The organism is Rudaea sp. (assembly GCF_047601565.1).
GTDB lineage: Bacteria > Pseudomonadota > Gammaproteobacteria > Xanthomonadales > Rhodanobacteraceae > Rudaea.
The window spans coordinates 142,094-166,274 of record NZ_JASGIY010000001.1 but is presented as its reverse complement, the minus strand read 5'-3'; the positions used below and the strand labels follow the sequence as shown (position 1 = coordinate 166,274).

Annotated in this window: 17 protein-coding genes and 1 tRNA gene; 1 reads left to right on the top strand and 17 read right to left on the bottom strand. The window is 67.5% G+C overall.

The features are described from left to right. The 11 genes from cphA to kdpF all read right to left on the bottom strand — a co-directional run bounded on the left by cphA (window position 1) and on the right by kdpF (window position 15,361). On the bottom strand, window positions 1-2,793 hold the full coding sequence (gene cphA / locus QM741_RS00660; protein WP_415205838.1) for a cyanophycin synthetase: 2,793 nt from the start codon (window positions 2,791-2,793) through the stop codon (window positions 1-3). Between the two features lie 85 nt (window positions 2,794-2,878). Continuing rightward, a complete protein-coding gene (locus QM741_RS00655; RefSeq protein WP_415205837.1) occupies window positions 2,879-3,727 on the bottom strand; it encodes a cyanophycinase in 849 nt (282 codons plus the stop codon). A gap of 20 nt (window positions 3,728-3,747) precedes the next feature. Continuing rightward, a tRNA-Arg gene (locus QM741_RS00650) sits at window positions 3,748-3,824 on the bottom strand. Window positions 3,825-3,889: 65 nt separating this feature from the next. Continuing rightward, window positions 3,890-4,621: a YebC/PmpR family DNA-binding transcriptional regulator gene (locus tag QM741_RS00645; RefSeq protein ID WP_415205836.1), complete on the bottom strand. Its 732-nt coding sequence runs from the start codon at window positions 4,619-4,621 to the stop codon at window positions 3,890-3,892. A 142-nt stretch (window positions 4,622-4,763) separates the two neighbouring features. After that, window positions 4,764-6,908, bottom strand: a complete 2,145-nt coding sequence (gene fusA, locus QM741_RS00640; protein ID WP_415205835.1) for an elongation factor G — start codon at window positions 6,906-6,908, stop codon at window positions 4,764-4,766. Window positions 6,909-7,119: 211 nt separating this feature from the next. Then, entirely contained in the window at window positions 7,120-7,818 is a 699-nt protein-coding gene (locus QM741_RS00635; protein WP_415205834.1) for a response regulator, read from the bottom strand. After that, on the bottom strand, window positions 7,815-10,538 hold the full coding sequence (locus tag QM741_RS00630; RefSeq protein ID WP_415205833.1) for a DUF4118 domain-containing protein: 2,724 nt from the start codon (window positions 10,536-10,538) through the stop codon (window positions 7,815-7,817). The genes QM741_RS00635 and QM741_RS00630 overlap by 4 nt, the downstream gene beginning before the upstream one ends. 32 nt (window positions 10,539-10,570) lie before the next feature. Next, on the bottom strand, window positions 10,571-11,140 hold the full coding sequence (gene kdpC, locus QM741_RS00625; protein WP_415205832.1) for a potassium-transporting ATPase subunit KdpC: 570 nt from the start codon (window positions 11,138-11,140) through the stop codon (window positions 10,571-10,573). 76 nt (window positions 11,141-11,216) lie between these two features. Continuing rightward, window positions 11,217-13,295 carry a potassium-transporting ATPase subunit KdpB gene (kdpB, locus tag QM741_RS00620; RefSeq protein WP_415205831.1) on the bottom strand — a complete coding sequence of 693 codons (2,079 nt, stop codon included), beginning with the start codon at window positions 13,293-13,295 and terminating at the stop codon, window positions 11,217-11,219. A gap of 171 nt (window positions 13,296-13,466) precedes the next feature. Next, window positions 13,467-15,272, bottom strand: coding sequence for a potassium-transporting ATPase subunit KdpA (gene kdpA / locus QM741_RS00615; RefSeq protein ID WP_415205830.1), 1,806 nt, complete (start codon window positions 15,270-15,272; stop codon window positions 13,467-13,469). Continuing rightward, the gene (gene kdpF, locus QM741_RS00610; RefSeq protein ID WP_415205829.1) at window positions 15,269-15,361 is read right to left on the bottom strand and encodes a K(+)-transporting ATPase subunit F; all 93 of its coding nucleotides are present in this window, start codon (window positions 15,359-15,361) and stop codon (window positions 15,269-15,271) included. Before kdpF ends, kdpA begins: the two co-directional genes overlap by 4 nt. Window positions 15,362-15,873: 512 nt before the next feature. Between kdpF and QM741_RS00605 the strand changes: the two genes are divergently transcribed. Continuing rightward, complete coding sequence (locus QM741_RS00605; RefSeq protein WP_415205828.1) at window positions 15,874-18,645, top strand: DUF1631 family protein; 2,772 nt, start codon at window positions 15,874-15,876, stop codon at window positions 18,643-18,645. A 33-nt stretch (window positions 18,646-18,678) separates the two neighbouring features. On the opposite strand, the gene QM741_RS00600 is transcribed toward QM741_RS00605, so the two are convergent. The 6 genes from QM741_RS00600 to QM741_RS00575 all read right to left on the bottom strand — a co-directional run bounded on the left by QM741_RS00600 (window position 18,679) and on the right by QM741_RS00575 (window position 24,181). Beyond that, on the bottom strand, window positions 18,679-19,368 hold the full coding sequence (locus QM741_RS00600) for a UDP-2,3-diacylglucosamine diphosphatase (protein ID WP_415205827.1): 690 nt from the start codon (window positions 19,366-19,368) through the stop codon (window positions 18,679-18,681). 16 nt (window positions 19,369-19,384) lie between these two features. Then, window positions 19,385-20,023, bottom strand: coding sequence for a peptidylprolyl isomerase (locus tag QM741_RS00595; RefSeq protein ID WP_415205826.1), 639 nt, complete (start codon window positions 20,021-20,023; stop codon window positions 19,385-19,387). 100 nt (window positions 20,024-20,123) lie between these two features. Continuing rightward, a complete protein-coding gene (locus QM741_RS00590; protein ID WP_415205825.1) occupies window positions 20,124-20,882 on the bottom strand; it encodes a pseudouridine synthase in 759 nt (252 codons plus the stop codon). Between the two features lie 85 nt (window positions 20,883-20,967). Further along, window positions 20,968-21,984, bottom strand: a complete 1,017-nt coding sequence (locus tag QM741_RS00585; RefSeq protein WP_415205824.1) for a DUF4105 domain-containing protein — start codon at window positions 21,982-21,984, stop codon at window positions 20,968-20,970. After that, window positions 21,981-22,856, bottom strand: a complete 876-nt coding sequence (locus QM741_RS00580; RefSeq protein WP_415205823.1) for a VacJ family lipoprotein — start codon at window positions 22,854-22,856, stop codon at window positions 21,981-21,983. Before QM741_RS00580 ends, QM741_RS00585 begins: the two co-directional genes overlap by 4 nt. Next, window positions 22,853-24,181: a hypothetical protein gene (locus QM741_RS00575; protein WP_415205822.1), complete on the bottom strand. Its 1,329-nt coding sequence runs from the start codon at window positions 24,179-24,181 to the stop codon at window positions 22,853-22,855. The genes QM741_RS00580 and QM741_RS00575 overlap by 4 nt, the downstream gene beginning before the upstream one ends.

Sequence of the window (24,181 nt, the reverse complement as noted above, 5' to 3'; positions counted from 1 at the left end):
TCAGTCTTCGGTGTCGCGCGCGAAGCGTATGCCGCGCTCGTCGCGGATCAGGCCGTCCATCTCGACCACGGCACGCTCCTCGATCGCGGGTTCGATCGCCGCGACCGGTTCGACGCGCTTGACCGCGGGCGCCGGCGTGCCTTCGGCATGGAACTTGGTGATCTGCTTCCACGAGCGCGCGAGCGCGTCGGCGAAGACCAGCAGCAGGTCGCCCGGCTTGCCCATCTTGAGCGCGGCGTCGATCGCTTCCTGTTCGTCGGGGATGATCGTGATCGCGGAGGCCGGCACGCCTTTTTCCTGCAACGCCTTGGCGATGATGCGCGGCACCTCGTCGCCGTCGCGGCCGCGCAGCGCGTCGTCACGGCGCACGATGTAGTGGTCGAACTTGCCGGCGACCGCGGCCGCGATCTCGACGAGGTCCTCGTCGCGGCGGTCGCCTGGGCCGGCGACGACGACGATGCGGCGTCCGCCCACGTCGAGGCGCCCGGCGAGGTCGGCCATGACGCCGACCGCGTGCGCATTGTGACCGTAGTCCATCAGCACCTTGAACGGATGCTCGCTGAACACGTTCATGCGGCCGGGCGCCTGGAAGAAGGTCGTGTCGAACGTGCGTAGGCCCTGGCGGATCGCGTCGAGCTTGATGCCGAGCGCGAAGGCCGCGCTCGCGGCGACCATCGCGTTCTGCACGTTGTGCAGCGCGCGGCCTTCGAGCGTGGCCGGAATCAGGTGCGTCCACATCAGCGGGATATGGCTGCCCTTGTCGTACAGCGTGATCATCGAACCGTTGACGCCGGCCTCGAGCGCGCAGGCGCGCCCGCCCGCGCGCACGTGCTCGCGCACGAGCGCGTGCGAGGGGTTCATCGTCACGTAGCAGATGACTTTCGCTTCGGTATACGCCGACATTTTCAGAACGTGCGGATCGTCGGCGTTGAGCACGGCGCAATCCTTGGCGACCTCGACCGGGATGCGCTTCACTTCGGCGAGCTGTTCGAGCGTGTCGATGCCCTTGAGTCCGAGATGGTCGTTCTGCACGTTGAGCACGGCGGCGACGTTCACCTCGGGCACGCCCATGCCCGCGCGCAGCAGGCCGCCGCGCGCAACTTCCAGGACCGCGATATCGATGTTCGGATCGGCCAGCACCATGCGCGTCGACACCGGCCCGGTCATGTCGCCCTCGACCGTGCGCTGGCCGTCGATGTAGACGCCGTCGGTCGTGGTCAGGCCCGGCGTGTAGCCGGCCATCTTGGCGATGTGCGCGAGCATGCGCGAAGTCGTGGTCTTGCCGTTCGTGCCGGTGATCGCGGCGATCGGCACGCGCGCGGGCGTGCCCTGCGGGAACAGCATGTCGATGACCGGTCCGGCCGCGTCGCGCGGCGTGCCTTCGCTCGGCGACACGTGCATGCGGAAGCCCGGCGCCGCGTTGATCTCGCAGATGCCGCCGCCGACGCTCTTGTAGCTTTCGGCGATGTTCGGCGAAAGGAAGTCGACGCCGCCGACGTCGAGCCCGATCGCGCGCACCGCACGCACGGCCATGTCGCGGTTGTCGGGGTGGATGACGTCGGTGACGTCGGTCGCAGTGCCGCCGGTCGAGAGGTTGGCGGTCTTGCGCAGCGGCACGACGCGATCTTTCTCGGGCACCGAATCGAAGCTGAGGCCGGCGCCTTCGAGCATGACTGTCGCCTCGCGGTCGAGCTGCAGCTTGGTCAACACCTTTTCGTGGCCGACGCCGCGGCGCGGATCGGAGTTCACGATGTCGACGAGTTCGCGCACCGTGCGCGTGCCGTCGCCGACGACATGGCCCGGCGTACGCTTGGTCGCGGCGACGAGTTCGCCGTTGACGACGAGCAGGCGATGGTCGTCGCCGGCGAGATAGGTCTCGACGATGACCGAGTTCGAATGTTCCTGCGCGGCCTTGAAGCCGGCGATCACGTCTTCGTCCTTCGTGATCGCGATCGTGATGCCGCGGCCGTGGTTGCCGTTGTACGGTTTGGTGACCACGGGGCCGCCGAGGCGGCGCGCAGCGCGCAGCGCGCCTTCCTCGCTGCGCACGAGTTCCTGCTTCGGCACCGGCAGGCCGAGCGAGGCGAGGATCTTGTTCGTTTCCTCCTTGTCGCTCGCGAGTTCCACGGCGATGTGCGAGGTGCGGCCGGTCACCGTCGCCTGGATGCGCTGCTGGTACTTGCCGTGGCCGAGCTGCACGAGCGACTGCTCGTTGAGCCGCAGCCACGGGATGTCGCGCTGTTCGGCGGCGCGCACGAGCGAGGCGGTCGACGGCCCGAGCGCGCGCCGCTGCGCGTAGCGGATGAACTGGTCGCGCGCCTCGGCGAAGTTCCAGCCTGCGGGCACGCTGTCCTTCGGCCGCAGGTTCTCCGGCAGCAGCGAGCAGAGCAGGCGCAGGGCGAGGTCGCCCGCGGCGATGCCTTCCTCGCGCTGCGCGTATTCGTAGACGACCGTGTACACGCCGGGCCGCGCGTCGCTGAGGCTGCGCGTCTTGCCGAAGGTGACGTCTTCGCCGGCGACGTTCTGCAGTTCGATCGCGACGTGTTCGAGCACGTGGCCGAGCCAGGTGCCTTCGCCCTCGCGCATGCGGCGGATGAAACCGCCCGGTTCGCGGTACGAGCAGCCGTGTTCCTTCAGGCCGGGCAGGGCAGCGACGAGGCCGTCGATGAACGCATCGCCGAGCTTCGCCGTCGGCCAATTTTCCAGCTCGCCGAGGTCGAGCTCGAGCTTGATGACCGGGAAGTGCGCGTACAGCGAGGGGCCGACGTAGACGGAACGGTCGAGTATGCGCATTTCAAATCCCCGCGGTCAGGGCAACCGGCCCCATGCCTCCAAGGAAAACACAAAATGCGCAATTCGCCAATCGGCGGGAAAACGCTCAGTGCGTCTGCTTCGGCGACACCAGTGATCCGGCCGACGCCGTGCGCGTAGCGAGGTTGTAGGTCGCGCCGGCGACGAGGATGTGCACCTTGAGGCCGAGTAGGCAGACCGGCTCGTTCTCGCTGACCTGGTCCATCGAGGAGAACTGCATTTCGCCCGCGTCGACCACGGTCACCGCGCCGGAGCCTTCGACTTCGAGCGTGTTGTCCGGATTGATGAAGGCAGCCGTGTCCTCGTCGAGACCGATGCCGACGAGGAACGGGTTGTAGGCCAGCGCGGCGAGCAGGCGGCCGAGGCGGTCGCGCTGGCGGAAATGCTGGTCGATGACGAAGCGATTGGTCAGGCCGAGGCCGGGCGCGAGGCGTACGCTGCCCGCGGTCGGCGAGGAGCCTTCCTTGCCGAACGCGATCATGTGCTCGGAAAGGATGCTCGCGCCGGCACTCGTGCCGCCGACGGTGACGCCGCGCGCGTTGCAGGAGCGGATCGCCTGCGCGATCGGCGTGCCGCCGAGCAGGGTCGAGATACGCAGCTGGTTGCCGCCGGTGAAGAAGATGCCGCTCGCCTGTTCGATGCGCCGCAGGCGGTTTTTCTCCTCCGCGTCGCGGCGCGTGTCGAAGTCGATCGCGGTCACGCGCGCGGCGCCGAGGTCGGAGAAGATGCCCTCGTAGCGCGCGCCGGTGTCGGCGAGCTGGCTCGCGGTCGGGATGACGACGATGTCCGCATCGTGGCCGCCGCACAGCGCGACGAAGCGTTCGAGGATGCGCGCGTCGTTGTGCTTGGCTTCGGCGCCGCCGATCGGCACGATCCAGCCGCGTTCGGCGCCTTCGCTGACTTTGCTGGGACTCATTGGAATCGGTTAGTAAAAAATGGCGACCCGGACAGGAGTCGAACCTGTGACCTCGCCCTTAGGAGGGGCGCGCTCTATCCAACTGAGCTACCGGGCCGAAGCGAGTTCAGGGAAAGGATACCGTCATTCCCGCTTGCGCGGGGATGGCGGCCTAAAAAGCTTTCACGCGTCGCTCAGCGCCGCGTTGTGGTAGACCTCCTGCACGTCGTCGAGGTCTTCGAGGCGGTCGAGCAGGTCGAGCAGGGTTTCCTCGGTCTCGCCCGAAACGGCGACGCGGTTCTCCGGCCGCCATACGATATCGGCGCGCACGGGCTCGAGTTTGGCCTCGACCAATGCCTTCTTCACCGCTTCGTAGTTCTCCGGCGCGCACAGCACGGTGCTCTGGCCCCGATTGGATCCGGAACCGTCCGCCTGCACGTCGTCGGCGCCGGCTTCGAGCGCGACTTCGAGGACTTTCTCTTCGCTCGCCGCGTCCGGTGTCGCGAACACGAGTTCGCCGAGATGCTTGAACTGGAACGCGACCGAGCCCGAGGTGCCGAGATTGCCGCCGTGCTTGGTCAGCGCGCTGCGCACATCGGCGACCGTGCGCTGCTGGTTGTCGGTCATGCAGTCGATGATGATCGCGATGCCGCCCGGGCCGTAGCCTTCGTAGCGCAGCTCGTGCATGTCGGCGGCGTCGGCGCCGGTCGCACGCTTGAGCGCGCGCTCGATCGTGTCGTTCGGCATGCTCACCGCCTTCGCCTTGTCGATGCCGGCGCGCAGGCGCGCGTTGCTGGCGGGGTCGGCGCCCTGGCGCGCGGCGATCGTGATCTCGCGGATCAGTTTGGTGAAGAGCTTGCCGCGGCGCGCGTCCTCGGCGTTCTTGCGGCCTTCGATGCTGGGGCCTCTGCCCATGGGAATACCTGCGAATCGTTGCGTTTGACGAGGGGCGTATTTTATCGCGCCGCCCGCTGCGTGGCGCACCACGCACGGCGGGCGGCGGGAAAAAAGAAAGGCCGAGCGGGGCTCGGCCTTGTCTTTCGAACCCGGCCGGAAATCAGGCGGCCTTGTTGTCCTTCTTCTCGTCTTCCATCAGCTTGTCGACCATGCTGGCCGGCACTTCGGAGTAGTGGTCGAACTCCATCGTAAAGTTGCCGCGGCCGCGCGTCGCCGAGCGCAGGTAGTTGATGTAGCCGAACATCTCGACCAGCGGCACGAAGCCCTGGACGAACGCCTGCGGACCCTTCTGGCCCTGGTCGCTGACCTGGCCGCGGCGGCGGTTGATGTCGCCGATCACGTCGCCGAGGAACTCGGCTTCGGTGACGACCTCGATCTTCATCATCGGCTCGAGCAGCTTCGGCTTCGACATCTTGTGCGCTTCGCGGAAGCAGGCCTTGCCGGCGATTTCGAACGCGAGCGCCGAGGAGTCGACGTCGTGGAACTTGCCGTCGAGCAGGGTGAACTTGAAGTCGACGACCTCGTAGCCGGCGATCTGGCCCTTCTTCGACTCGGTCTTGACCGCGAAGTCGACCGACGGAATGTACTCGCGCGGAATGCGGCCGCCGACGATCTCGTCGACGAACTCGACGCCCGTGCCCGGCTCGGTTGGCTCGAAGCGGACCTTCACCTCGGCGAACTGGCCCGAACCGCCGGACTGCTTCTTGTGCGTGTAGACGTGCTCGACCGTCTGGCCGAACTTCTCCTTGAAGCTGACCTTGGGCTTGCCCATGATCGCCTCGACGCCGAGCTCGGTGCGCATGCGGTCGATCGTGACTTCGAGATGCAGCTCGCCCATGCCCTTGAGCACGGTCTGGCCGGTGGCCTGGTCGACTTCGAGGCGCAGCGACGGGTCGGCCTTGGCCATCTTGTAGAGCGCGGTCGACATCTTGTCGATGTCGTTGCGGCTCTTCGGCTCGACCGACACCGAGATCACCGGATCCGGGAAGCGCATGCGCTCGAGCAGGGCCGGATGGGCCGGGTCGCTGAGCGAGTCGCCGGTCTCCGTGTCCTTCATCGAGACGAAGGCGCAGATGTCGCCGGCGCGGACCTCGTCGATGTCCTTGGTCGCGTTCGCCTGCACTTCGACGATGCGGCCGATGCGCTCCTTCTTGTCGCGGGTGACGTTGAGCAGCGTGTCGCCCTTCTTGATCACGCCCGAGTAGACGCGCACGAAGGTGAGCGTGCCGAACTGGTCGTTGATGACCTTGAACGCGAGCGCGCGCGCGGGCGCGTCGTCCTTCACTTCCTGGACGCCGATCTGCTTGCCGTCTTCGTCGACCATGGCGATGCCGCCGTTCTCGCCCGGCGCCGGCATGTAATCGATGACGCCGTCGAGCAGCTGCTGCACGCCCTTGTTGCGGTAGGACGAACCGCAGAACACCGGCACGAGCTTGCCTTCGATGCAGCCCTTGCGGATGCAGGCCTTGAGCACGGCCGGGTCGAACTCGCCGGTCTCGAGCAGCTTCTCGAACGCCTCGTCGTCGAGCGCGAGCGCGGTCTCGAGCAGGTCCTGGCGCAGCTTCGGCAGGTTCGCGACCCACTCGTTGTCGGCGGTCGCGGCGAACTTCACCTTGTCCTTGACCTGGTCGAGCGGAATCGTTTCCCAGGTCGAATCCTTGTCGTGCGAATCCCACTTGTAGCCGACGCCGGCGACGAGGTCGACCATGCCGCAGAATTCGTCGTGGCTGCCGAGCGGCACCTGGCAGAGCAGCGCGTTTGCGCCGAGGCGCTCGCGGATGCCCTTGACGCAGTGGCCGAAGTTCGCGCCGATGCGGTCCATCTTGTTGACGTAGCACATGCGCGGCACGCGGTACTGGTCGGCGAGGCGCCAGTTGGTTTCGGTCTGCGGCTCGACGCCGGCGACGCCGTCGAACACGACGACCGCGCCGTCGAGCACGCGCAGCGAGCGGTTCACCTCGATCGTGAAGTCGACGTGTCCCGGGGTGTCGATGACGTTGATCTGGTAGCCCTTCCACTCGGTCGACACGGCGGCGGACTGGATCGTGATGCCGCGCTTGCGCTCCTGCTCGAGGTAGTCGGTCGTGGTCGAGCCCTTGCCGTCCTTGGTGTCGTGCACGTCGACGATCTGGTGCTTCTTGCCGGTGTAGTAGAGCACGCGCTCGGTCGTCGTCGTCTTGCCGGCGTCGATGTGGGCGATGATGCCGATGTTGCGGTAGAACTTGAGGGCTTTGGTACGGGCCATGGTGGTAGCTCTGAAGGTTTGAACCTGGTATGGATCGGGGCTTTCGCAAAATGCAATCGCCCGCGGCAACCGGTCAAGGCTGCCGAAGGCGGATATCAAAGTCGTTTCGACGTGGCGCGGCGGGCCGGTGATGCGAGTCGTCGCTGCGGGTCGCTTAACATCCTGATTATACCCGATTCCGTGGAATTTTGTGCGGCCGGGTGCCGCGCGTTCAGTCGGCGGCAAAGCGGTAGCCCACGCCGACTTCGGTCAAGAGATGCTTCGGCTGAGTCGGGTCGGCCTCGATCTTATGGCGCAGCGCGCGCAGGTAGATGCGCAGGTAGTGCGGCGACTCGACGTGCGCCGCGCCCCAGACTTCGGCGAGCAGTTGCCGGTGGGTCAGCACCTTGCCGCGGTGGCGCGCGAGAGCGGCGAGCAGGCGGAATTCGATCGGCGTCAGGTGCACGTCGGCGCCGCCGCGCCGCACGCGGTGCGCGGCGAGGTCGACGACGAGGTCGCCCGCCTCGATGCGCGCCTCCGGTTCCGCGCTCTCGCCGCGCGCGCGGTGGCGTTCGGCGACGCGCAGGCGCGCGAGCAGTTCGCCGATGCCGAACGGCTTGGTCAGGTAGTCGTCGGCGCCGAGGTCGAGCGCGCCGACCTTGTCGGCTTCGCGGCTGCGCGCCGAAAGCACGAGGATCGGCCGCGTGAACCACTCGCGCAGGCGCGCGATCACCTCGAGGCCGGAGATGTCCGGCAGGCCGAGGTCGACGATGGCGACGTCGGGCTGGCGCAGCGCCGCCTCGCGCAGGCCATCGCCGCCGGTCGCGGCGACGTGCACCGCGTAGCCGTGCGCGTCGAGCGCAGTGGCGAGGAAGCGCGCGATCTGCGGATCGTCCTCGATCACGAGCACGCTGGCGCGCAGCGCGTTCATTCGCGCGGCTCCTGCTCGATCGGCAAGGTGAAGAGGAATTCCGCGCCGCCGCCCTGGTCGGCCGGATGGTTGCGCGCGCGGATGTCGCCGCCGTGCGCCTCGACGATCGCGCGGGCGATGCTGAGCCCGAGTCCGAAGCCGCTCTGCGCCGCCTCGTCGCGGCCGCGGTGGAATTTTTCGAACACCTGCGTTTCTTCGCCGGGCGGCAGGCCGGGGCCGTGGTCGCGCACCTGGACGACGATCTCGTCGCGTACGGTGCTCGCCGCGATTTCGATCGCGCTGCTGGCTGGAGTATACTTTTGCACATTGTCGAGCAGGTTGAACAGCAACTGCTCGATCATCACTTCGTCGACGTGCAGCAGCGGCAGGTCGGGCGGCAGCGCGACGTCGATCTTGCGCCCGTCGAGCGCGTCGTGCAGCCGGCGCAGAACGGCGCCGACGATTTCCTCGAGTGGTACCCATTGGCGCTTGAGCGCGAGTTTGCCGGCGCCGAGCCGGGTCAGGTCGAGCAGGTTGCCGACGAGGCGGTGCAGGCGGTTGGCCTCGTCGAGCACGGTGTGCAGCAGCGCCTTGCGCTGTGCCGGTTCGAGCGCGTGGCCCGATTCGTCGAGCAGCGTCGACGCCGCGCCGACGATGCTCGCGAGCGGCGTGCGGAAATCGTGCGAGATCGACGACAGCAGCGCGTTGCGCATCTTCTCCGACTCGATCTCGACGTCGGCGGCCTGCGCGGTCTGCGCGAGCTGCACGCGTTCCATCGCGACCGCGGCCTGGTTGACGAAGGATTCGATCAATTGCATCTGCTCCGGCACGTCGAGCCGGGCCGGATCGTTCGGCCGCAGGCCGACCACGCCGATGCAGCGCTTGAGCGCATTGAGCGGCAGATAGAGCGCGTCGGCGCTGGCCAGCGTGTCGGTGTTGCGACCGGCTTTCTGGCGATAATCGTAGGCCCACTGCGCGATGCCGAGATCGTTGCCCGGCACGGGGTAGCGCGGCGCATGCGCGGCCGCCGCGCCACGCGTGCAGAAACGGGCCGGGTCGAGCAGGCGGCCCTCGGCGTCGGGCAGCAGCATGGCCGCTTCGCCGTCGATGTCGGCAAGGATATGGCGGATCACGATGCGGCCGAGTTCGTCGACGTTGCGCGACTGCGCCAGCTCGCGGCTCAGCGCGTAGAGTTCGTTCGTGCGCCGTTCGCGCGCACGCGCGACCGCGGCCTGGCGCTTGCCGCGCGCGGCGAAATGGCTGATGACGAAGCCGGTGGCGAGCATCACTCCGAACGTGATCAGGTACTGCGCGTCGGAGACGGCGAACGAGTAGATCGGCGGCACGAACAGGAAATCGAACAACAGCACGGACAGCACCGCCGCGAGCGCCGACGGCCCGCGGCCGATGCGCGCGGCGACGTAGACGGTGCCGAGCAGGTAGAGCATGACCAGGTTGGTCAGCTCGACGTGCGGATACAACAGTTCGCAGACCAGGGTGATCGCGGCGACGACGGCGGCGCTGCGCGCATACGCCTGCCACGGACTCGTGCGCCGCGGCAGGCGCCGCGACTGCGCGGCCTGTTCGCCGGCCTCGCCGGAGATGACGTAGACGTCGATCGCGCCGCTGCGCCGCGCGATCTCGTCGACAAGCGAGGGCCGTAGCCGGTCGCGCCAGCGCGGGCGGCTCGGCTTGCCGAGGATGATCTTGCTGACGTTGCGCCGGCGCGCGTAGGCGAGCAGTTCGCTCGCGACCGATTCGCCGGACAGGTTTGCCGTTTCCGCGCCGAGCGCTTCGGCCAGCTTCAGATTGGCGAGGACGCGGTCGCGCGCCGCGCGCGGCAGCCGCGTCAGCGCCGGCGTCTCGACGTAGACCGCGATCCAGCCCGCGTGCAACGCGGTCGCGAGCCGGCGCGCGGCGCGCACTACGCGTTCGGACAGCGGATCGGGGCCGATGCAGACGAGCACGAACTCGCCCGCGGCCCAGGTCTGCGCGATCGCGTGGTCTTCGCGATAGGCGCGCAGCGCCGCGTCGACGCGGTCGGCCGTCGTGCGCAGCGCGAGTTCGCGCAGCGCGATCAAATTGCCCTTGCGGAAGAACGAGGTCAGTGCCTGGCCGGTTTTTTCGCTCGCATAGACCTTGCCTTCGCGCAAACGCTGCAGCAGCTCGTCGGGCGGCAGGTCGACGAGTTCCACTTCGTCGGCCGCGTCGAACACGCGATCCGGCACGGTTTCGCGCACCTGCACGCCGGTGATCTGCGCGACCACATCGTTGAGGCTATCGAGGTGCTGCACGTTGACCGTCGTGTAGACGTCGATGCCGGCACCGAGCAGTTCCTCCACATCCATCCATCGCCGCGGATGGCGCGCCCCGAGGTGGTTGCTGTGGGCCAATTCGTCGACGCAAATGACGCGCGGACGGCGTTTCAGCGCCGCATCGACATCGAACTCGGTCAATTGAACGCCGCGGTGTTCCAGTTTTTGCGGCGGAAGAACCTCAAGTCCTTCGAGCAGTTTTTCCGTATCGGGGCGTCCGTGCAGTTCGACGTAGCCGATGACGACATCGACGTTCTCGGCCTCGAGCTTGCGTGCAGCTTCGAGCATCGCGTAGCTCTTGCCGACGCCGGGCGCGGCGCCGAAGAAGATCTTCAGCCGTCCGCGCTGCGCACGCGCCTCTTCGCGGCGCATGCGCGCGAGCAGTTCGTCCGGAGCCGGCCGTCGTTCCTCGGGCTGCGATGCCATGCGCTATTGTCGCATGCGCCGCCCCGCGGATATCAGCGCGCGTCCAGCGCGAGATTGAGCTTCAGCACGTTGACGCGCGGTTCGCCGAGCAGGCCGAACTGGCGCCCCTCGGTCGCCTGCGCGACGAGTGTTGCGACCGCGTCGGCGGCGATGTCGCGCACGCGCGCGACGCGCGCGATCTGGTATCGCGCGGCGGCCGGCGAGATGTGCGGATCGAGGCCCGAGCCCGAGTCGGTGACGAGATCGACCGGCACGGGAGCGGTATTGCCGGGGTCGGCCGCACGCAGCGCGTCGATGCGTTGCCGCACCGCATCGGTCAGCGCGGCGTTGGTCGGGCCGAGGTTGGAGCCGCCGGAGGAGGCCGAATTGTTCGCGAACGGCGTCGTTGCCGAAGGCCGGCCCCAGAAATACTTCGGATCGGCGAACGCTTGGCCGATCAGCTCCGAGCCGAGTGGCTTTCCGTCACGGACGATCATGCTGCCGTTGGCCCGGTTCGGAAAAACCACCTGCGCGACGGCGGTGACCGCGAGCGGATAGAGCACGCCGGTCACGCCGGTCAGCGCGAGCAGTAGCGAAAGGGCGGGGCGGATCAGGATTGTCATGTCGAAGTCCGGATTGTGTTGAAAAGTGCGGCCACGCCGGCGGATTTGCGGCTTTTGCGGTCGCGGATCGATTGCATCAAAAGCTGCCTTGCAGATGGACGAATGCGACGAGGATCATGTCGATGAGCTTGATGCCGACGAACGGCACGATCAGGCCGGTGACGCCGTAGACGAGCAGGTTGCGGCGCAGCAGCTCGCCGGCGCCGACGGCGCGGTACTGCACGCCTTTGAGCGCGAGCGGAATCAGGAAGACGATGATCAGCGCGTTGAAGATCACGGCCGAGAGGATCGCGCTCTGCGGCGTGGCCAGGTGCATGACGTTGAGCGCGTTGAGCGCCGGGTAGGTCGAGGCGAACGCAGCCGGAATGATCGCGAAGTACTTGGCCACGTCGTTCGCGATCGAAAACGTGGTCAGCGCACCGCGCGTGACCAGCAGCTGCTTGCCGATCTCGACGACCTCGATCAGCTTGGTCGGGTTCGAGTCGAGGTCGACCATGTTGCCGGCTTCCTTCGCCGCCTGCGTGCCGCTGTTCATCGCCACGGCGACGTCGGCCTGGGCGAGCGCGGGCGCGTCGTTGGTGCCGTCGCCGCACATCGCGACGAGGCGGCCTTCCGCCTGGATGTCGCGGATCAGCTTGAGCTTCGCTTCGGGCGTCGCTTCGGCGAGGTAGTCGTCGACGCCCGCTTCGGCGGCGATCGACGCCGCGGTCAGCGGATTGTCGCCGGTGATCATGATCGTCTTGATGCCCATGCGGCGCAGTTCGGCAAAACGTTCCTTGATGCCGCCTTTGACGATGTCCTTCAGCTCGATCACGCCGAGCGCTTGATTGTTCTCGGCGACGACGAGCGGCGTGCCGCCCTTGCGCGCGATGTCCTCGGCGGCGCGCGTCACCGCCGCGGGCAGCTGGCCGCCGAGCGACTCGACGTATTTCTTCACCGCATCGAGCGCGCCTTTCCGGACTTGTTGCGTGCCGATGTCGACGCCGCTCATGCGCGTCTGTGCGGTGAACGGCACGAAGACGACGCCGTTGCCGCCGACTTCGCGTTCGCGCAGGCCGAACTTCTCCTTCGCCAACACGACGATGCTGCGGCCTTCGGGCGTCTCGTCGGCGAGCGAGGCGAGCTGCGCGGCATTCGCGAGCGCATTGTCGTCGACGCCCGGCGCGGCGTGGAACGCGACCGCCTGGCGGTTGCCGAGCGTGATCGTGCCGGTCTTGTCGAGCAGCAGCACGTCGACGTCGCCGGCCGCTTCGACGGCGCGGCCCGACATCGCGATCACGTTGGCCTGGATCATGCGGTCCATGCCGGCGATGCCGATCGCCGAGAGCAGGCCGCCGATCGTGGTCGGGATCAGGCAGACGAGCAGGGCGACGAGCACGGTGATCGTCACCGGCTCGCCATGGCCCGAACTCTGTACCGCATAGAGCGAGTAGGGCAGCAGCGTCGCGCAGGCAAGCAGGAAGATCAGCGAGAACTTGGCGAGCAGGATCGTCAGCGCGATCTCGTTCGGCGTCTTGCGCCGGCTCGCGCCTTCGACCATCGCGATCATGCGGTCGAGAAAGCTCTCGCCGGGGTTGCTCGTGATGCGCACGACGATCCAGTCGGAGAGCACGCGCGTGCCGCCGGTCACCGAGCTGCGGTCGCCGCCCGACTCGCGGATCACGGGCGCCGATTCGCCGGTGACGGCGGATTCGTCGATGGTCGCCGCGCCCTCGACGATTTCGCCGTCGCCGGGGACGAATTCGCCGGCCTTGACGATGACGAAGTCGCCCTTGCGCAGGTCGTGCGCCGCGCCGACGGTGACGCGGTCGCGCTGATCGGGCGAGGGAATCTTGTTCGCGACGACGTCGCGCCGCGCGCCGCGCAGCGAGGCCGCCTGCGCTTTGCCGCGGCCTTCGGCGATCGCCTCGGCAAAGTTCGCGAACAGCAGCGTGAACCACAGCCACAGCGCGACGCCGAGGATGAAGCCGGCCGGCGCTTCGCCGTTGCCGCGCAACGCCTGCAGCCAGAGCAGCGTGGTCAGGATGCTGCAGACGAAGACGACGAACATCACCGGATTGCGGAACTGCACGCGCGGCGCGAGCTTGCGGAACGCGTCGCCGATTGCGGGGATCAGCAGGCGTTTGTCGAGGGCGCTGGTTTGGAGGGTTGTCATGATTGTTTTGCGAACAGGTTCGTTGGAATTCTTTTGCTCGTCTTTAGTTTTTGGCTCGTCATTCCCGCGAAGGCGGGAATCCAGTGCCTTTTCTGCTTGTCGCGCTGAGGCATCAAAGGCAAAAGTCGCTGGATTCCCGCTGAAAGCACGCGGGAATGACGAGCAAGGGCATCAATGGCCAAGCGCCATCAACTGCTCCGCAATCGGCCCGAGCGCGAGCGCGGGCAGGAAGGTCAGCGCGCCGATCACGATCACCGTGCTCGCGAGCAGCACGACGAACAGCGGCGTGTGCGTGGGCAGCGTGCCGGCGGATTGCGGCACGTGCTTCTTCGCCGCGAGCGAGCCGGCGATCGCGAGCATGCCGATCGCGAGCGGGAAGCGCGCGAAGAACATGCAGATGCCGAGCAGCACGTTCCAGAACGGCGCGTTCGCGGACAGGCCGCCGAACGCGCTGCCGTTGTTGTTCGACGCCGACGACAGCGCGTAAAGGATCTCGCTGAAGCCGTGGATGCCCGGATTGGCGATGCCGGCGACGCCGGCCGGCGCAAGCACGGCGATCGCGGTGCCGACGACGACGAGCGCGCACGGAATCAGCACGACGAGGCTCGCCATCTTCATTTCGTAGGCTTCGATCTTCTTGCCCAGGTACTCGGGCGTGCGTCCGACCATCAAGCCGGCGATAAACACGGCGACCACGGCGAACGCGAGCATGCCGTACAGGCCCGAGCCGGCGCCGCCGAAGATCACCTCGCCGAGCTGCATCAGCCACATCGGCACGAGTCCGCCGAGCGGGGTGAACGAATCGTGCATCGCGTTGACCGAGCCGTTCGATGCGGCGGTCGTCGCCGTCGCCCAGATCGCGGAATTGGCGATGCCGAAACGCGTCTCCTTGCCTTCCATGTTGCCGCCGGCCTGCAAGGCGCTTGCATGCTGGTCGAGGCTCAGGCCGGCGAGAGCCGGATTGCCGGACTGTTCGGCCAGCGCGCAACCGATCAGCAGCGGCACGAAGATCACGAGCATTGCCGCGAGCAGCGCCCAACCCTGGCGGCGGTCGCCGACCATTGTGCCGAAGGTGTAGCAGAGCGCCGCGGGAAGCAACAGGATCGCCAGCACTTCGAGGAAGTTCGACAACGGCGTCGGGTTCTCGTACGGATGTGCCGAATTCGCGTTGTAGTAGCCGCCGCCGTTCGTGCCGAGCTGCTTGATCGCGATCTGCGACGCCGCCGGTCCGAGCGGCAGGGATTGTTCGGCGACCTGCGACTCTTTGGTCATGTCCTTGCCTGCAGCGTCCTTCTGCACGTTGCCGTCGGCATCCTTGACCGTTTCCGTCGCCGTCGTCGCTTGCAGTAGCGACACCGTTGCGTACGGCTTGAAATCCTGCGGCACGCCTTGCGAGACGAGAACCAAGGCGAGCACGAACGACAGCGGCAGCAGGACATAGAGCGTGCTGCGCGTCAGATCGACCCAGAAATTGCCGATACCTTGCGCGGTCTTGCGCAAGAAGCCGCGGATCAGCGCGATCAGCACGGCGATGCCGGTCGCGGCCGAAAGAAAGTTTTGCACGGCGAGACCCAGCATCTGCGTGAGATAGCTCATCGTCGATTCGCCGCCGTAGCCCTGCCAGTTCGTATTCGTGGCGAAGCTGATCGCGGTATTCATCGCCGAATCCGGCGTCACCGCGTCGAACTGCTGCGGGTTGAGCGGCAGCCATTGCTGCACGCGCTGCAGCAGATAGACCACAAGCAGGCCGAGCACGTTGAACGCGAGCATCACAACGGCGTAGCGTTTCCAGCCCATGTCCTCGTCGGCGCGGATGCCGCAGAGGCGGTAGAGGAAGCGCTCGACCGGTGCGCCGAGGCGCGTCACGTGGTTCGGCGCGTCGGAGAAGACCGCGGCCATGTACGCGCCGAGCGGCTTGACGGTGATCAGAAGGACGGCCAGATAGAGGCCGATCTGCATCCAGGCATTCGCGGTCATTCGAACCACTCCGGCTTGAGCAGGGCGACGGTGAGATAGACGCTCAGCGCGAGCGCGACGAGGCCGGCGATCCAGTAGAGGGCGCTCATCGTTCCGCTCCGCTCTTGCACAGGGCGAAGCGGGGCCCGATCAGGGTGAGCGCCATCGCGGCGCCGGCGACGAAAACGCAGGTCACGGCTTGTCCTCCAGGTACGCGCACAGGCGCAGGAAGGCGGCGGTCGAGCCGACCAATGCGATCAATAGCAGCAGATACAGAGAATCCATGACGGCAGTCCGTAAGGGAACGACCGCCAATCTAGGTTTGCGCGCATAGAGAAGGTGTAGAAATTCGGCGCAGTCGCATAAAGACCACGTAAAGAACATTGTCCAGTCGGATGGAGGATGTCGACTCATCCAGTCCGGATCGCCAAACGCAGCGCGGTGCCGGCGATGGCCGCTTCGTCGCGTAAACTGCCAAGTCCGTCAATTCTTGTTGAAAAGAACGGCCAACGTCGTCACGAACCGCGGTATGCCGTTTGCCTATGATCGGGGCAAAGTCTCCTGATCGTCGCTTGGCCCGAGGGCAAGGCACGGTCCTTCTTTCGAAGAAGCGGTCATGGCCATGTCGACCTCCGTGTACACCACGCACTCATCCGCCTCTTCGCCGGGAGCGGCGCACGATTCCGGGCACGGGCAGGATTGGTGGAGCCGGTTGAGCAGAACGCAGATCGACCTGCTCAGGCCGCTGGTGTCCTCGCTGTTCGAAAAACTCGACGACGCGCTGTTCGATCGTTCCGGTTCCTCGTTCCAGCAATTCTTTGAAGGCATGCGCATCCTGCGCCGGAGCCGCGAGGCGTTGGTCCAGGCTTGGTTCGACAGGCTGGACGAGGGCTGGAACGCGCTGCGGCCGCTGGCTCCCGGCGCATTCAAGCCGCGCCTTGTCTCCCGGCGCGACGAAACCGCGGCCGCGGATGCGAGCTTCGCGGATTTGGCGCTGATCGACGAGAAGACGCTGGAACGCAAGCTTGCCGTGGAAACCGCCGTGGCGCGCGGCGCCGCATTGTGCCGCATGGAATTACCGCCTTTGGTGCACCGCCTGACCTTGCTGCGCAAGGGCGCCGAAGTGGAGGAGGGCGAAGTACCGGCCGCGCCGTCGTTGTTGATGAAGACGTTCGCGCAGTCGATGGATGACGTTCCGGGCCTGCCCGTCGAAGTGACGCTGGTCGCGTTCAAACTGTTCGATCGCGTGGTGATGGGCACGATCGGCGTGATCTGCCAGGAGCTCAACCGCCTGCTGATGCAGGGTGGCGTCGCGCCGCAATGGAACTGGTCTCCAATGGCGGCGTCGCGGCCCGCGGCCGCGCGGTCGCCGGCGCCGCGGAACGATTCCGCTGCCGCTGCCGCAGAATGGGGCGACCGCGCCTGGTTGGAAACCGTGCCTGCGTTCGATTCCCAGGCGCGCGTGGCCCACGATCTTGCCGATGCGGCCGCAGGCGGCTTGTTCGACGCCCACGGTCACGCCCATGCGCTGAACGGCTTCGCCAGCGAAATGGATCCAGCGCGCCTGACCGCGTCGGTACGCGCGCTGCTCGAGCATCGCCGGCTGGCGCGCTACGTTGCCAGCGGTGCCGCGGCGCTCGCCCACGCCGGTGCTTCCGCGTGGAACGTGCCTGCGGCGCCCGCCGTTCCGCGGGCACTCGATCTGCGCACGCTCATGGAGGTGCTGGCCTCGCTACCGCCGCCCGAATTGCCCGCGTCCTGGGTCGGCGATGCGGAGGAGGAGAGCTGGAATCCGGGGATGCTCAAGGACGAGTTGCGGCGGTCCCTCGACCATCACATCCGCGGCGGCGCGACGGCGCAGCGCGGTGCACCTCCGGAATCCGCCGACCAGCCGCAAGGCGTGGCATTCGGCGAACACGAGGACGTCATCGACATGGTGGCAATGATGTTCGGTTTCATCCAAAAGGATCGGGCGCTGCCCAGCGCCGTGCAGGCGCTGCTTTCGCGCCTGCAATTGCCGTATCTGCGCCTGGCCCTCGTCGATCCGGCGCTGTTCTCGGACGCGGAGCATCCGGCGCGCGCGTTGATGGATCGCCTCGCCGAAGTCGGCAAGACCTGCACGCCGGACAATCCCATGCTCGCCGAACGCATGCTCAAGATGCATTCGCTGGTCGCGCGCATCGTCGGCAATCACGACATCACGCGCGGCTTTTTCGAAGACGAATGGGTGCGTTTTCGCGCCTGGTCCGACGCGCTCGCGCAACGAGCGGCCGCGCGCGAACAGGAACTTGCGGTGGCGTTGGCCGAGGCCGAGGCACGGGCTCCGGCGGCGAACGAAGCCGCCGCGTCGGAGTCCGAACTGGCCGAATTCCTCGCCAGCGTAAAACAGGCAGCGAGCGGCGTGACCGCCGTCGTTGCGCAGGAAGCGACAGCGGTCGCGAAGCCGGCGCTGGCGGCGCAGCAAGCGGCATCGACACCGGTCGACGCGGCCACCGAGCGCGCGCGCCTGCACCGCATCCGCCTTGCGGCAACCGCAAAAATGCGCGAGCGGCTCGAGGGCAAGGTCATGCCCGACGGCTTGCGCCATGCCTTGTCGCTGCTCTGGGTCAACCATCAGGTGCGCATCGGCCAGGAGCATGGCGAGCGCTCGTACGAAGCGTCTTCGCTGGAACGCAGGCTCGACGCGATCGTCGCCTTGCTCGACGGGCACGCGGATGCCAAGACGCAGGCCGAGTTCGATCGCGACTGGCCGGCCATCGAGCGCGCATGGAACGCGGTGTTGGCCGAGGGGCCGGCACCGGCCGAGGCGCGCACACGCTGGATAGCCACGTTCCGGCGCTGGGCCGAGATCCGCATCGGTCGCGCGGTCGATGATGCGGCGGCGAAATGGGATTGGTACGAAGGCATGACGGCTGCGCCCGTCGCACAGGCTCAGATCGCCGAATCGATGGACACGGCCGCTCGCACCGCGGTCGTACCGCCGATCCCCGAGTCCGCGCCGGCCGAGGCGGCATCGCAACCGGCGTCGTCGTCCCCGGTGCGGTCGGTTCCCGGCAATGCCGCGCCCGCGCGTTGGGCGGTGGGCGACTGGATAGAATTCAAAAGCGAGGCCGGCGAGACGGACGCTGCCGATGCGGCGGCGGGCGCGCCCGTCCGCAACGGCCGCGGCAAGGTGTCGTGGATCGGCTCGTTTACCGGGCGCACGGTTTTGGTCAAGACCGACGGCACCCTATGGCGCGAAGAAAACCGCGCCGACCTCGACGACCTGATCGATCGCGGGCTCGCCTTCGTCGTGCCGCGCGCTCCACTGTTCGGCCGCTCGCTGCAGTCGATGTTCGAACGGCTGCGCGAAGGCGCTGTTCCGACGACGCTGTCCGCCCAAGAGCAGGCCTGAGCATTTTCGATCGCGCCTGCGCAGCGCGCGCGATCAGCCGAGGCGCAGCACGCTGTCCTGCTCGTACCAGTCGCCGAGCACGATGCGTTCGGCCGTTTGGCCGTCCAGTTCGAAACGGTGCGTGGCCGGGCGATGGGTGTGGCCGTGGATCAACTTGCGCACGCCGTGCGCTCGCATCGCGGCCGCGACGGCGGCCTGGTTCACGTCCATGATCTCGGGGCGGGCGACGGACGTGTGCCTGCGACTCTCGCCGCGCGCCTGCGCGGCGAACGCGCGGCGTTCCGCAAGCGGCTTCGACAGGAACTGCGCCTGCCAGCGCGGATCGCGCACGAGCGCGCGGAACTTCAGGTATTCGACGTCGTCGGTGCAGAGCGTGTCGCCGTGCATCAGCAGCGTGCGCTCGCCGCCGAGTTCGATCACGGTCGGATCGGCGAGCAGGGTGATCCCCGCGCGCGCCGCGTAGTCCGCACCGAGCAGGAAATCGCGATTGCCGTGCATGAAGTACACCGGCACGCCGGCGTCGCGCAGCGCGCGCGTGGCCTGCGCGACGCGCGCGGGCAGCGCGGCATCGTCGTCGTCGCCGATCCACGCCTCGAACAAGTCGCCGAGGATGTAGAGGGCGTCCGCGCGCCGCGCTTCGCCGGCGAGCAGCGCGGCGAACAAATCCACGATATGGGGCCGCTGCGGGTCGAGATGCAGGTCGGAGATGAACAGCGCGGTCATCGCGGCGGGGGCGCGGTCACGGCACGAGTTCCGCCTTCTCGATCACGACTTGCGTAGTCGGCACGTCGGACTTGAGCGGGCCGGCCGCGCCGGTGGGAAGGGCCGCGATCTTGTCGATCACGTTCTGGCCCTTGATCACCTTGCCGAACACCGCATAGCCCCAGGTCAGGCCGTTGGTTTCGGCGGTAAAGTCGAGGCGTTTGTTGTCGACGAGGTTGATGAACCAGCCGGAACTTCCGGACAGCGGGTCGTCCTTGTTGCGCGCGACCGCGATCGTGTACTTGAGGTTGGGCAGGCCATTGTTCGCCTCGTTCGCGATCGGCTGGCGTGTGCGCTTCTGCTGCATGTCGCGCGTGAAGCGGCCGCCCTGGACGAGGAATCCCGGAATGACGCGGTCGACGATGGTGCCGTCGTAGAAGCCGTCCTTCACGTAGGCGAGGAAATTGTCGACGCTTTTCGGCGCCTTGTCCGGACGCAGTTCCAGGGTGATCTCGCCCTGCGTCGTGTGCAGCACCACCTGCGGCAGCGCGGCGGGCTCGACCGGTTTGGCGGCAGCCGCAGGAACGGCCGGCTTGGTCACGGGTTTGGTGGCGGGCGCCTGCGCCTGCGCCAAAGGCGCGGCGGCGAGCAGGACGAGGGCAATCAGGGTGCGCATGGTTGTCGTCTGCCGCGAATCGATGCGCAATGATAGCGAAAAATTCCCTCGGCCAACGCGCCGCGGCAATTCGGATCGCACGTCCGGGCATGCACCGCGCCTACCAGTCCGTGCGCTGCGGCAGCAGCCCGCGCAGTTCCTGCTCGGTGAGGTTGCGCCACTGCCCGGGCCTGAGCGCGCCGAGCTTGACGTTGACGATGCGCACGCGACGCAGTTGCGTCACGCGATAGCCGAACGCCTCGCTCATCAGGCGGATCTGCCGGTTCAGGCCCTGCGTGAGCACGATGCGGAAACCGAACTTGGCGATGCGCGCGGTCTTGCACGGCTTCGTCATCTGCCCGTGCACGCGCACGCCTCGCGCGAGCCCTGCGAGAAACTCCGGCGTCACCGGCCGGTTCACGCCGACGAGGTATTCCTTCTCATGGCGGTTTTCCGCGCGCAGGATCTCATTGACGATGTCGCCGTTGCTCGTGAGCAGGATCAGCCCTTCGGAATCCTTGTCGAGCCGGCCGATCGGAAAGATGCGCTCGGCGTGGTCGACGAAATCGACGATGTTGCCCTTGACCTCGCGCTCGGTCGTGCAGGTGATGCCGACCGGCTTGTTGAGCGCGATGTAGACGTGCCTGCGTCCGCGCGTGCCGGTACGCCGTTGCTGCAGGGGCTGGCCGTCGACCCGCACTTCGTCGCCTTCGTTCACCCGGCTGCCGATGCCGCCGGGCTCGCCATTGAGCATGACGCGACGCTCGGCGATGAGCCGGTCGGCTTCGCGCCGCGAGCAGTAGCCGGTCTCGGCGATGAATTTGTTGAGTCGCCGCGATGGCGCTTGCGCCGGCACGGAGCCGGCTTCGTCGTCGATCATGCGTGTCGCAGGTGCGAAGGGAATGCACGAAGTATAGGCCGTCGCAGCGATCCGTCGCGCAAGCCGGCGCCCGTGTCGTTCCGCCTTAGTGCGGCAATTCGGGGATGCCGCGGCGAATGTCGGCGCTGAATTCCGGGCCGCGGTCGGACGCGCGCGCGCGGTCGCCGATGCGGCCGAACGCACGCAGTCGCGCGAGCGGATAGCGCGCGTCGAGCGCGCCGCGCGCGTAGACGTACTCGTCGAGATGGCCGGAGAGCAGCAGGCGCCAGTCCAGCGGCAGGTTGCCGACGATGCTGCGCATCATGTGGTAGATCAGCGTGGTGCAGTTCGTCGTCACGGTGTTGTAGAAGCGCGGCGTCGCGGCGAGCGCGTTGCCCTCGGCGACGTAGGCGCGGAACAGCGCCTGCATCGCCGGCTTGGGCATGTTCACCCGGTACAGATATACGTCCTCGCCGCGCACGTTGGTGCGCAGGCGCACGATGTCGCGCTCGTCGGCGGCGATCAGCACGAGTTCGAATTGCTTGAAGAATCCGCCGATCGTGGAGAATGCCTCGCCGCGTTCGCGCCGGATCTCGGCCGAGAACACGACGTGCGCGCCGTCGGCGAAGCCGAATGACACCAGCGTGTGCGCGATCGCAGGCCCCATCCAATACGACAGGATCAAGTCGGTCGATTCGAGCTGCGCGAGATCGTACCGGCGCGTTTCCCAGCGCGGCGCGTAGTCGTTTTCCGCGCGCCAGTCGAAGTCGCGCACGCCGGCAAGCGTGACCGTGTCGCCATCGACCGTGCCGGTGACGCCGCGCGCGACGTCGTCGGCCCAGGCGCGATCGTTCGACGGAGCGATCGCCTGCCACCGCAGCAGCAGCGCGGCGAACGCCACGACGAAACCCGACGCGGCAACGAGCGCCTGGCCGCGCCAGGCGACCACGAGCAGCACAAGACACAGCACCGCCCACAGGGCGACGCCGACGATGCGCACGGCGGTAGCGCACGGCAACTGGTACCACAGCGTGGCCGCGCCCCAGCAGGCCGGCAATGCGAGCACGAGCGCGGCCAGCACGACCATCACGGAATGCCGCCATCGCCTCGCGGAGCGCGTCATTGGCCGGCCTCCTTGCCGGGTTCACGCGGCAACGGCGCCGCATGCAGGCCCTCGTCCTCGATCAGGCGCTTGCGCACGTAGAGGAAGCGCACCGCCTCGTATTCGAACGCCGAGCCGGTTTCGTAGTAGCGGAAGTCGACGTTCGCGCGCTGGTCGATCGCATTGGCCGTGCCAAGCGCCCAGGAGCGGTTGCTGCTGTCGTACAAGCCGCCTACGTTCACCGCCCAGGACGTGCCGATGTCCCCGAAGAAGCCGACGCCGTCGCGCAGCGTCGACGGTCCGACGAACGGAATCACGAGGTATGGCCCCGGCCGCATGCCCCACTTCGCCAGCGTCGTGCCGAGCCCCGTCGGCGCTGCGGGCAGGCGCAGCTTCGCCGCCACGTCGAACAGGCCGGCGACGCCCACCGTGCTGTTGACCAGGAAACGGCCGATGCTGCGCGCGGCGTGGACGAGGCGTCCTTGCAGCGCGTAGTTGATCACGCTGTCCACTTCGGCCAAATTGGCGAAGAAATTGTGCGCACCCCGCTGCAGGGGCAGCGGCAGGCGCCGATACGCGTTGGCGACCGGGAAGAACACCGCCTCGTCGAAACGCGCGTTGAAGCGGTAGGTGAAACGGTTCATGCGCTCCCACGGATCGTAGGTGCGCAACGAGGGTGCGTCGGCGGGCGTGACCTGTGGCAGCGGCGGCGTTGCTGCATCGTTTCGCGTTTCCGTGGCGGCCTTCGCAGCTTCTGCGAACGCGGCATATCGTTCCGCGGCGGCCGCGTTCGTCTCGGCTGGGCGATCGGGCGCGAGCGTGCGCAACTCGACGCGCTTGGTCGTGCAAGCGGCAAGCGCGACAAGGGCGAGCAAGAACATCGGCGCCTTCATCGCGAGCCTCCGTGCCAGCGCCCGTCGAGCATGGACAGCAGATCGGCGACTTGTCGGCGCTCGCCGAGATTGCCCAGATGCCCGCCATGGTCGTACACGGCGATACGCGTGCCGAGCGTGCGCTCGAGCCAGGCCAATTCTTCGTGGTCGAGGATCAGGTCGTCGCGGTTGGTCATCGCGTAGTAATCGGGATCGTTGCGCAGTTCGTCGCCGATGATGTCGAGCCGGTTCTGCATGACCAGCGATTGCTTCGTCGCGCCGGCGCGGTGCTTGGTGTAGTACGGCACGAACACGCCGTCGAAATACTGCGCGAAGGTCTTGCCGCGCAGATCGCGCGCGTAGTGCTCGAGATCGTCGCCCACCCTGGGCGGATGCGCGGGATCGACGACGATGCCGGTGTGCGCGTAGAGGTCGCCCGCGAAGAACAGGTTGACGAGGGCGACGCGGAACACGAGCGCGATCGCGGCGGAGAATTCCCGGTCCGTCTTCAGCACCGACGCCGCTGTTCCGAGCAGGAAGTTCGCGTCGAGCTGCACCGCGGCGGACGCGCGGTAGGCGTTGGCCAGTTGCGCGTACAGGCGCTGGTACAGGCGCTCGACCGCGCGGTCGTCCGTGCCGATGCTCTGCGCGAACAGTTTGTCGAGCCGGCCGATCGAGGCGATCAGACTGACCGGCGGATTGATCATCACCGCGCGGCGGATGCCGAGCAGGTGCTCGCGTGCGTCGATCGCCTTCACGACCGCGGCGTGCGCGCCGCCGAGGCTGGTGCCGACGATGTCGATCGCGTCGATCTTCACCTCGCGCGGCAGGTTCGCGCGCAGCACCTGGATCACGGCATAGAGATCCTGGCTGTCCTGCCACAGGTCGCCGGCGACGCCGGTATGGGAGGCCGCGACGATGAAACCGGGGAACGTCGGCGACGGCAGCGTGAGCACGTGATAGCCCGCGCCGTAGAGCACCGCGCGCAGCGTCGCGTTGTTCGACGAGTTGCCGCCGCTGCCGGTGCCGGCGATGACGACGGCCAGCGGCGCTGCGTGCGGCTGTGCCGAGAACCACGCGCGCAGGCGGCGGTTGAACCAGAATACGTCGGGAACCGGCAGCCGCCACGGCAGTGCGACGTCGATCTCGGTCAGTGGTACCGTTTCGGGCAGCGGCGCCATCTCCTGCGGCGGCGTACCGAACACGGTTGCGCGCAGCGCGGCCGAATCGGCGAGGCCCGCGGCAGGGTCCGCGTCCGCCGGCGGCATCGAGGGTGCGGCCGAACACAGCGCACCCATGCACACCGCGAGGCCCGCCAGAAAGCCGCGCCAGTTCATGCGGCGCAT

Coding starts and splice junctions, on each gene's coding strand:
- QM741_RS00630 (WP_415205833.1), bottom strand. CDS start 10,538: ATGGCATCGCAGCCCGAGGAACGACGGCCGGCTCCGGACGAACTGCTC.
- kdpB (WP_415205831.1), bottom strand. CDS start 13,295: ATGACAACCCTCCAAACCAGCGCCCTCGACAAACGCCTGCTGATCCCC.
- QM741_RS00605 (WP_415205828.1), top strand. CDS start 15,874: ATGTCGACCTCCGTGTACACCACGCACTCATCCGCCTCTTCGCCGGGA.
- QM741_RS00575 (WP_415205822.1), bottom strand. CDS start 24,181: ATGCGCCGCATGAACTGGCGCGGCTTTCTGGCGGGCCTCGCGGTGTGC.
- QM741_RS00645 (WP_415205836.1), bottom strand. CDS start 4,621: ATGGGCAGAGGCCCCAGCATCGAAGGCCGCAAGAACGCCGAGGACGCG.
- QM741_RS00595 (WP_415205826.1), bottom strand. CDS start 20,023: ATGCGCACCCTGATTGCCCTCGTCCTGCTCGCCGCCGCGCCTTTGGCG.
- QM741_RS00580 (WP_415205823.1), bottom strand. CDS start 22,856: ATGAAGGCGCCGATGTTCTTGCTCGCCCTTGTCGCGCTTGCCGCTTGC.
- QM741_RS00585 (WP_415205824.1), bottom strand. CDS start 21,984: ATGACGCGCTCCGCGAGGCGATGGCGGCATTCCGTGATGGTCGTGCTG.
- QM741_RS00590 (WP_415205825.1), bottom strand. CDS start 20,882: ATGATCGACGACGAAGCCGGCTCCGTGCCGGCGCAAGCGCCATCGCGG.
- QM741_RS00635 (WP_415205834.1), bottom strand. CDS start 7,818: ATGAACGCGCTGCGCGCCAGCGTGCTCGTGATCGAGGACGATCCGCAG.
- cphA (WP_415205838.1), bottom strand. CDS start 2,793: ATGCGCATACTCGACCGTTCCGTCTACGTCGGCCCCTCGCTGTACGCG.
- kdpF (WP_415205829.1), bottom strand. CDS start 15,361: ATGAGCGCCCTCTACTGGATCGCCGGCCTCGTCGCGCTCGCGCTGAGC.
- kdpC (WP_415205832.1), bottom strand. CDS start 11,140: ATGACAATCCTGATCCGCCCCGCCCTTTCGCTACTGCTCGCGCTGACC.
- fusA (WP_415205835.1), bottom strand. CDS start 6,908: ATGGCCCGTACCAAAGCCCTCAAGTTCTACCGCAACATCGGCATCATC.
- kdpA (WP_415205830.1), bottom strand. CDS start 15,272: ATGACCGCGAATGCCTGGATGCAGATCGGCCTCTATCTGGCCGTCCTT.
- QM741_RS00655 (WP_415205837.1), bottom strand. CDS start 3,727: ATGAGTCCCAGCAAAGTCAGCGAAGGCGCCGAACGCGGCTGGATCGTG.
- QM741_RS00600 (WP_415205827.1), bottom strand. CDS start 19,368: ATGACCGCGCTGTTCATCTCCGACCTGCATCTCGACCCGCAGCGGCCC.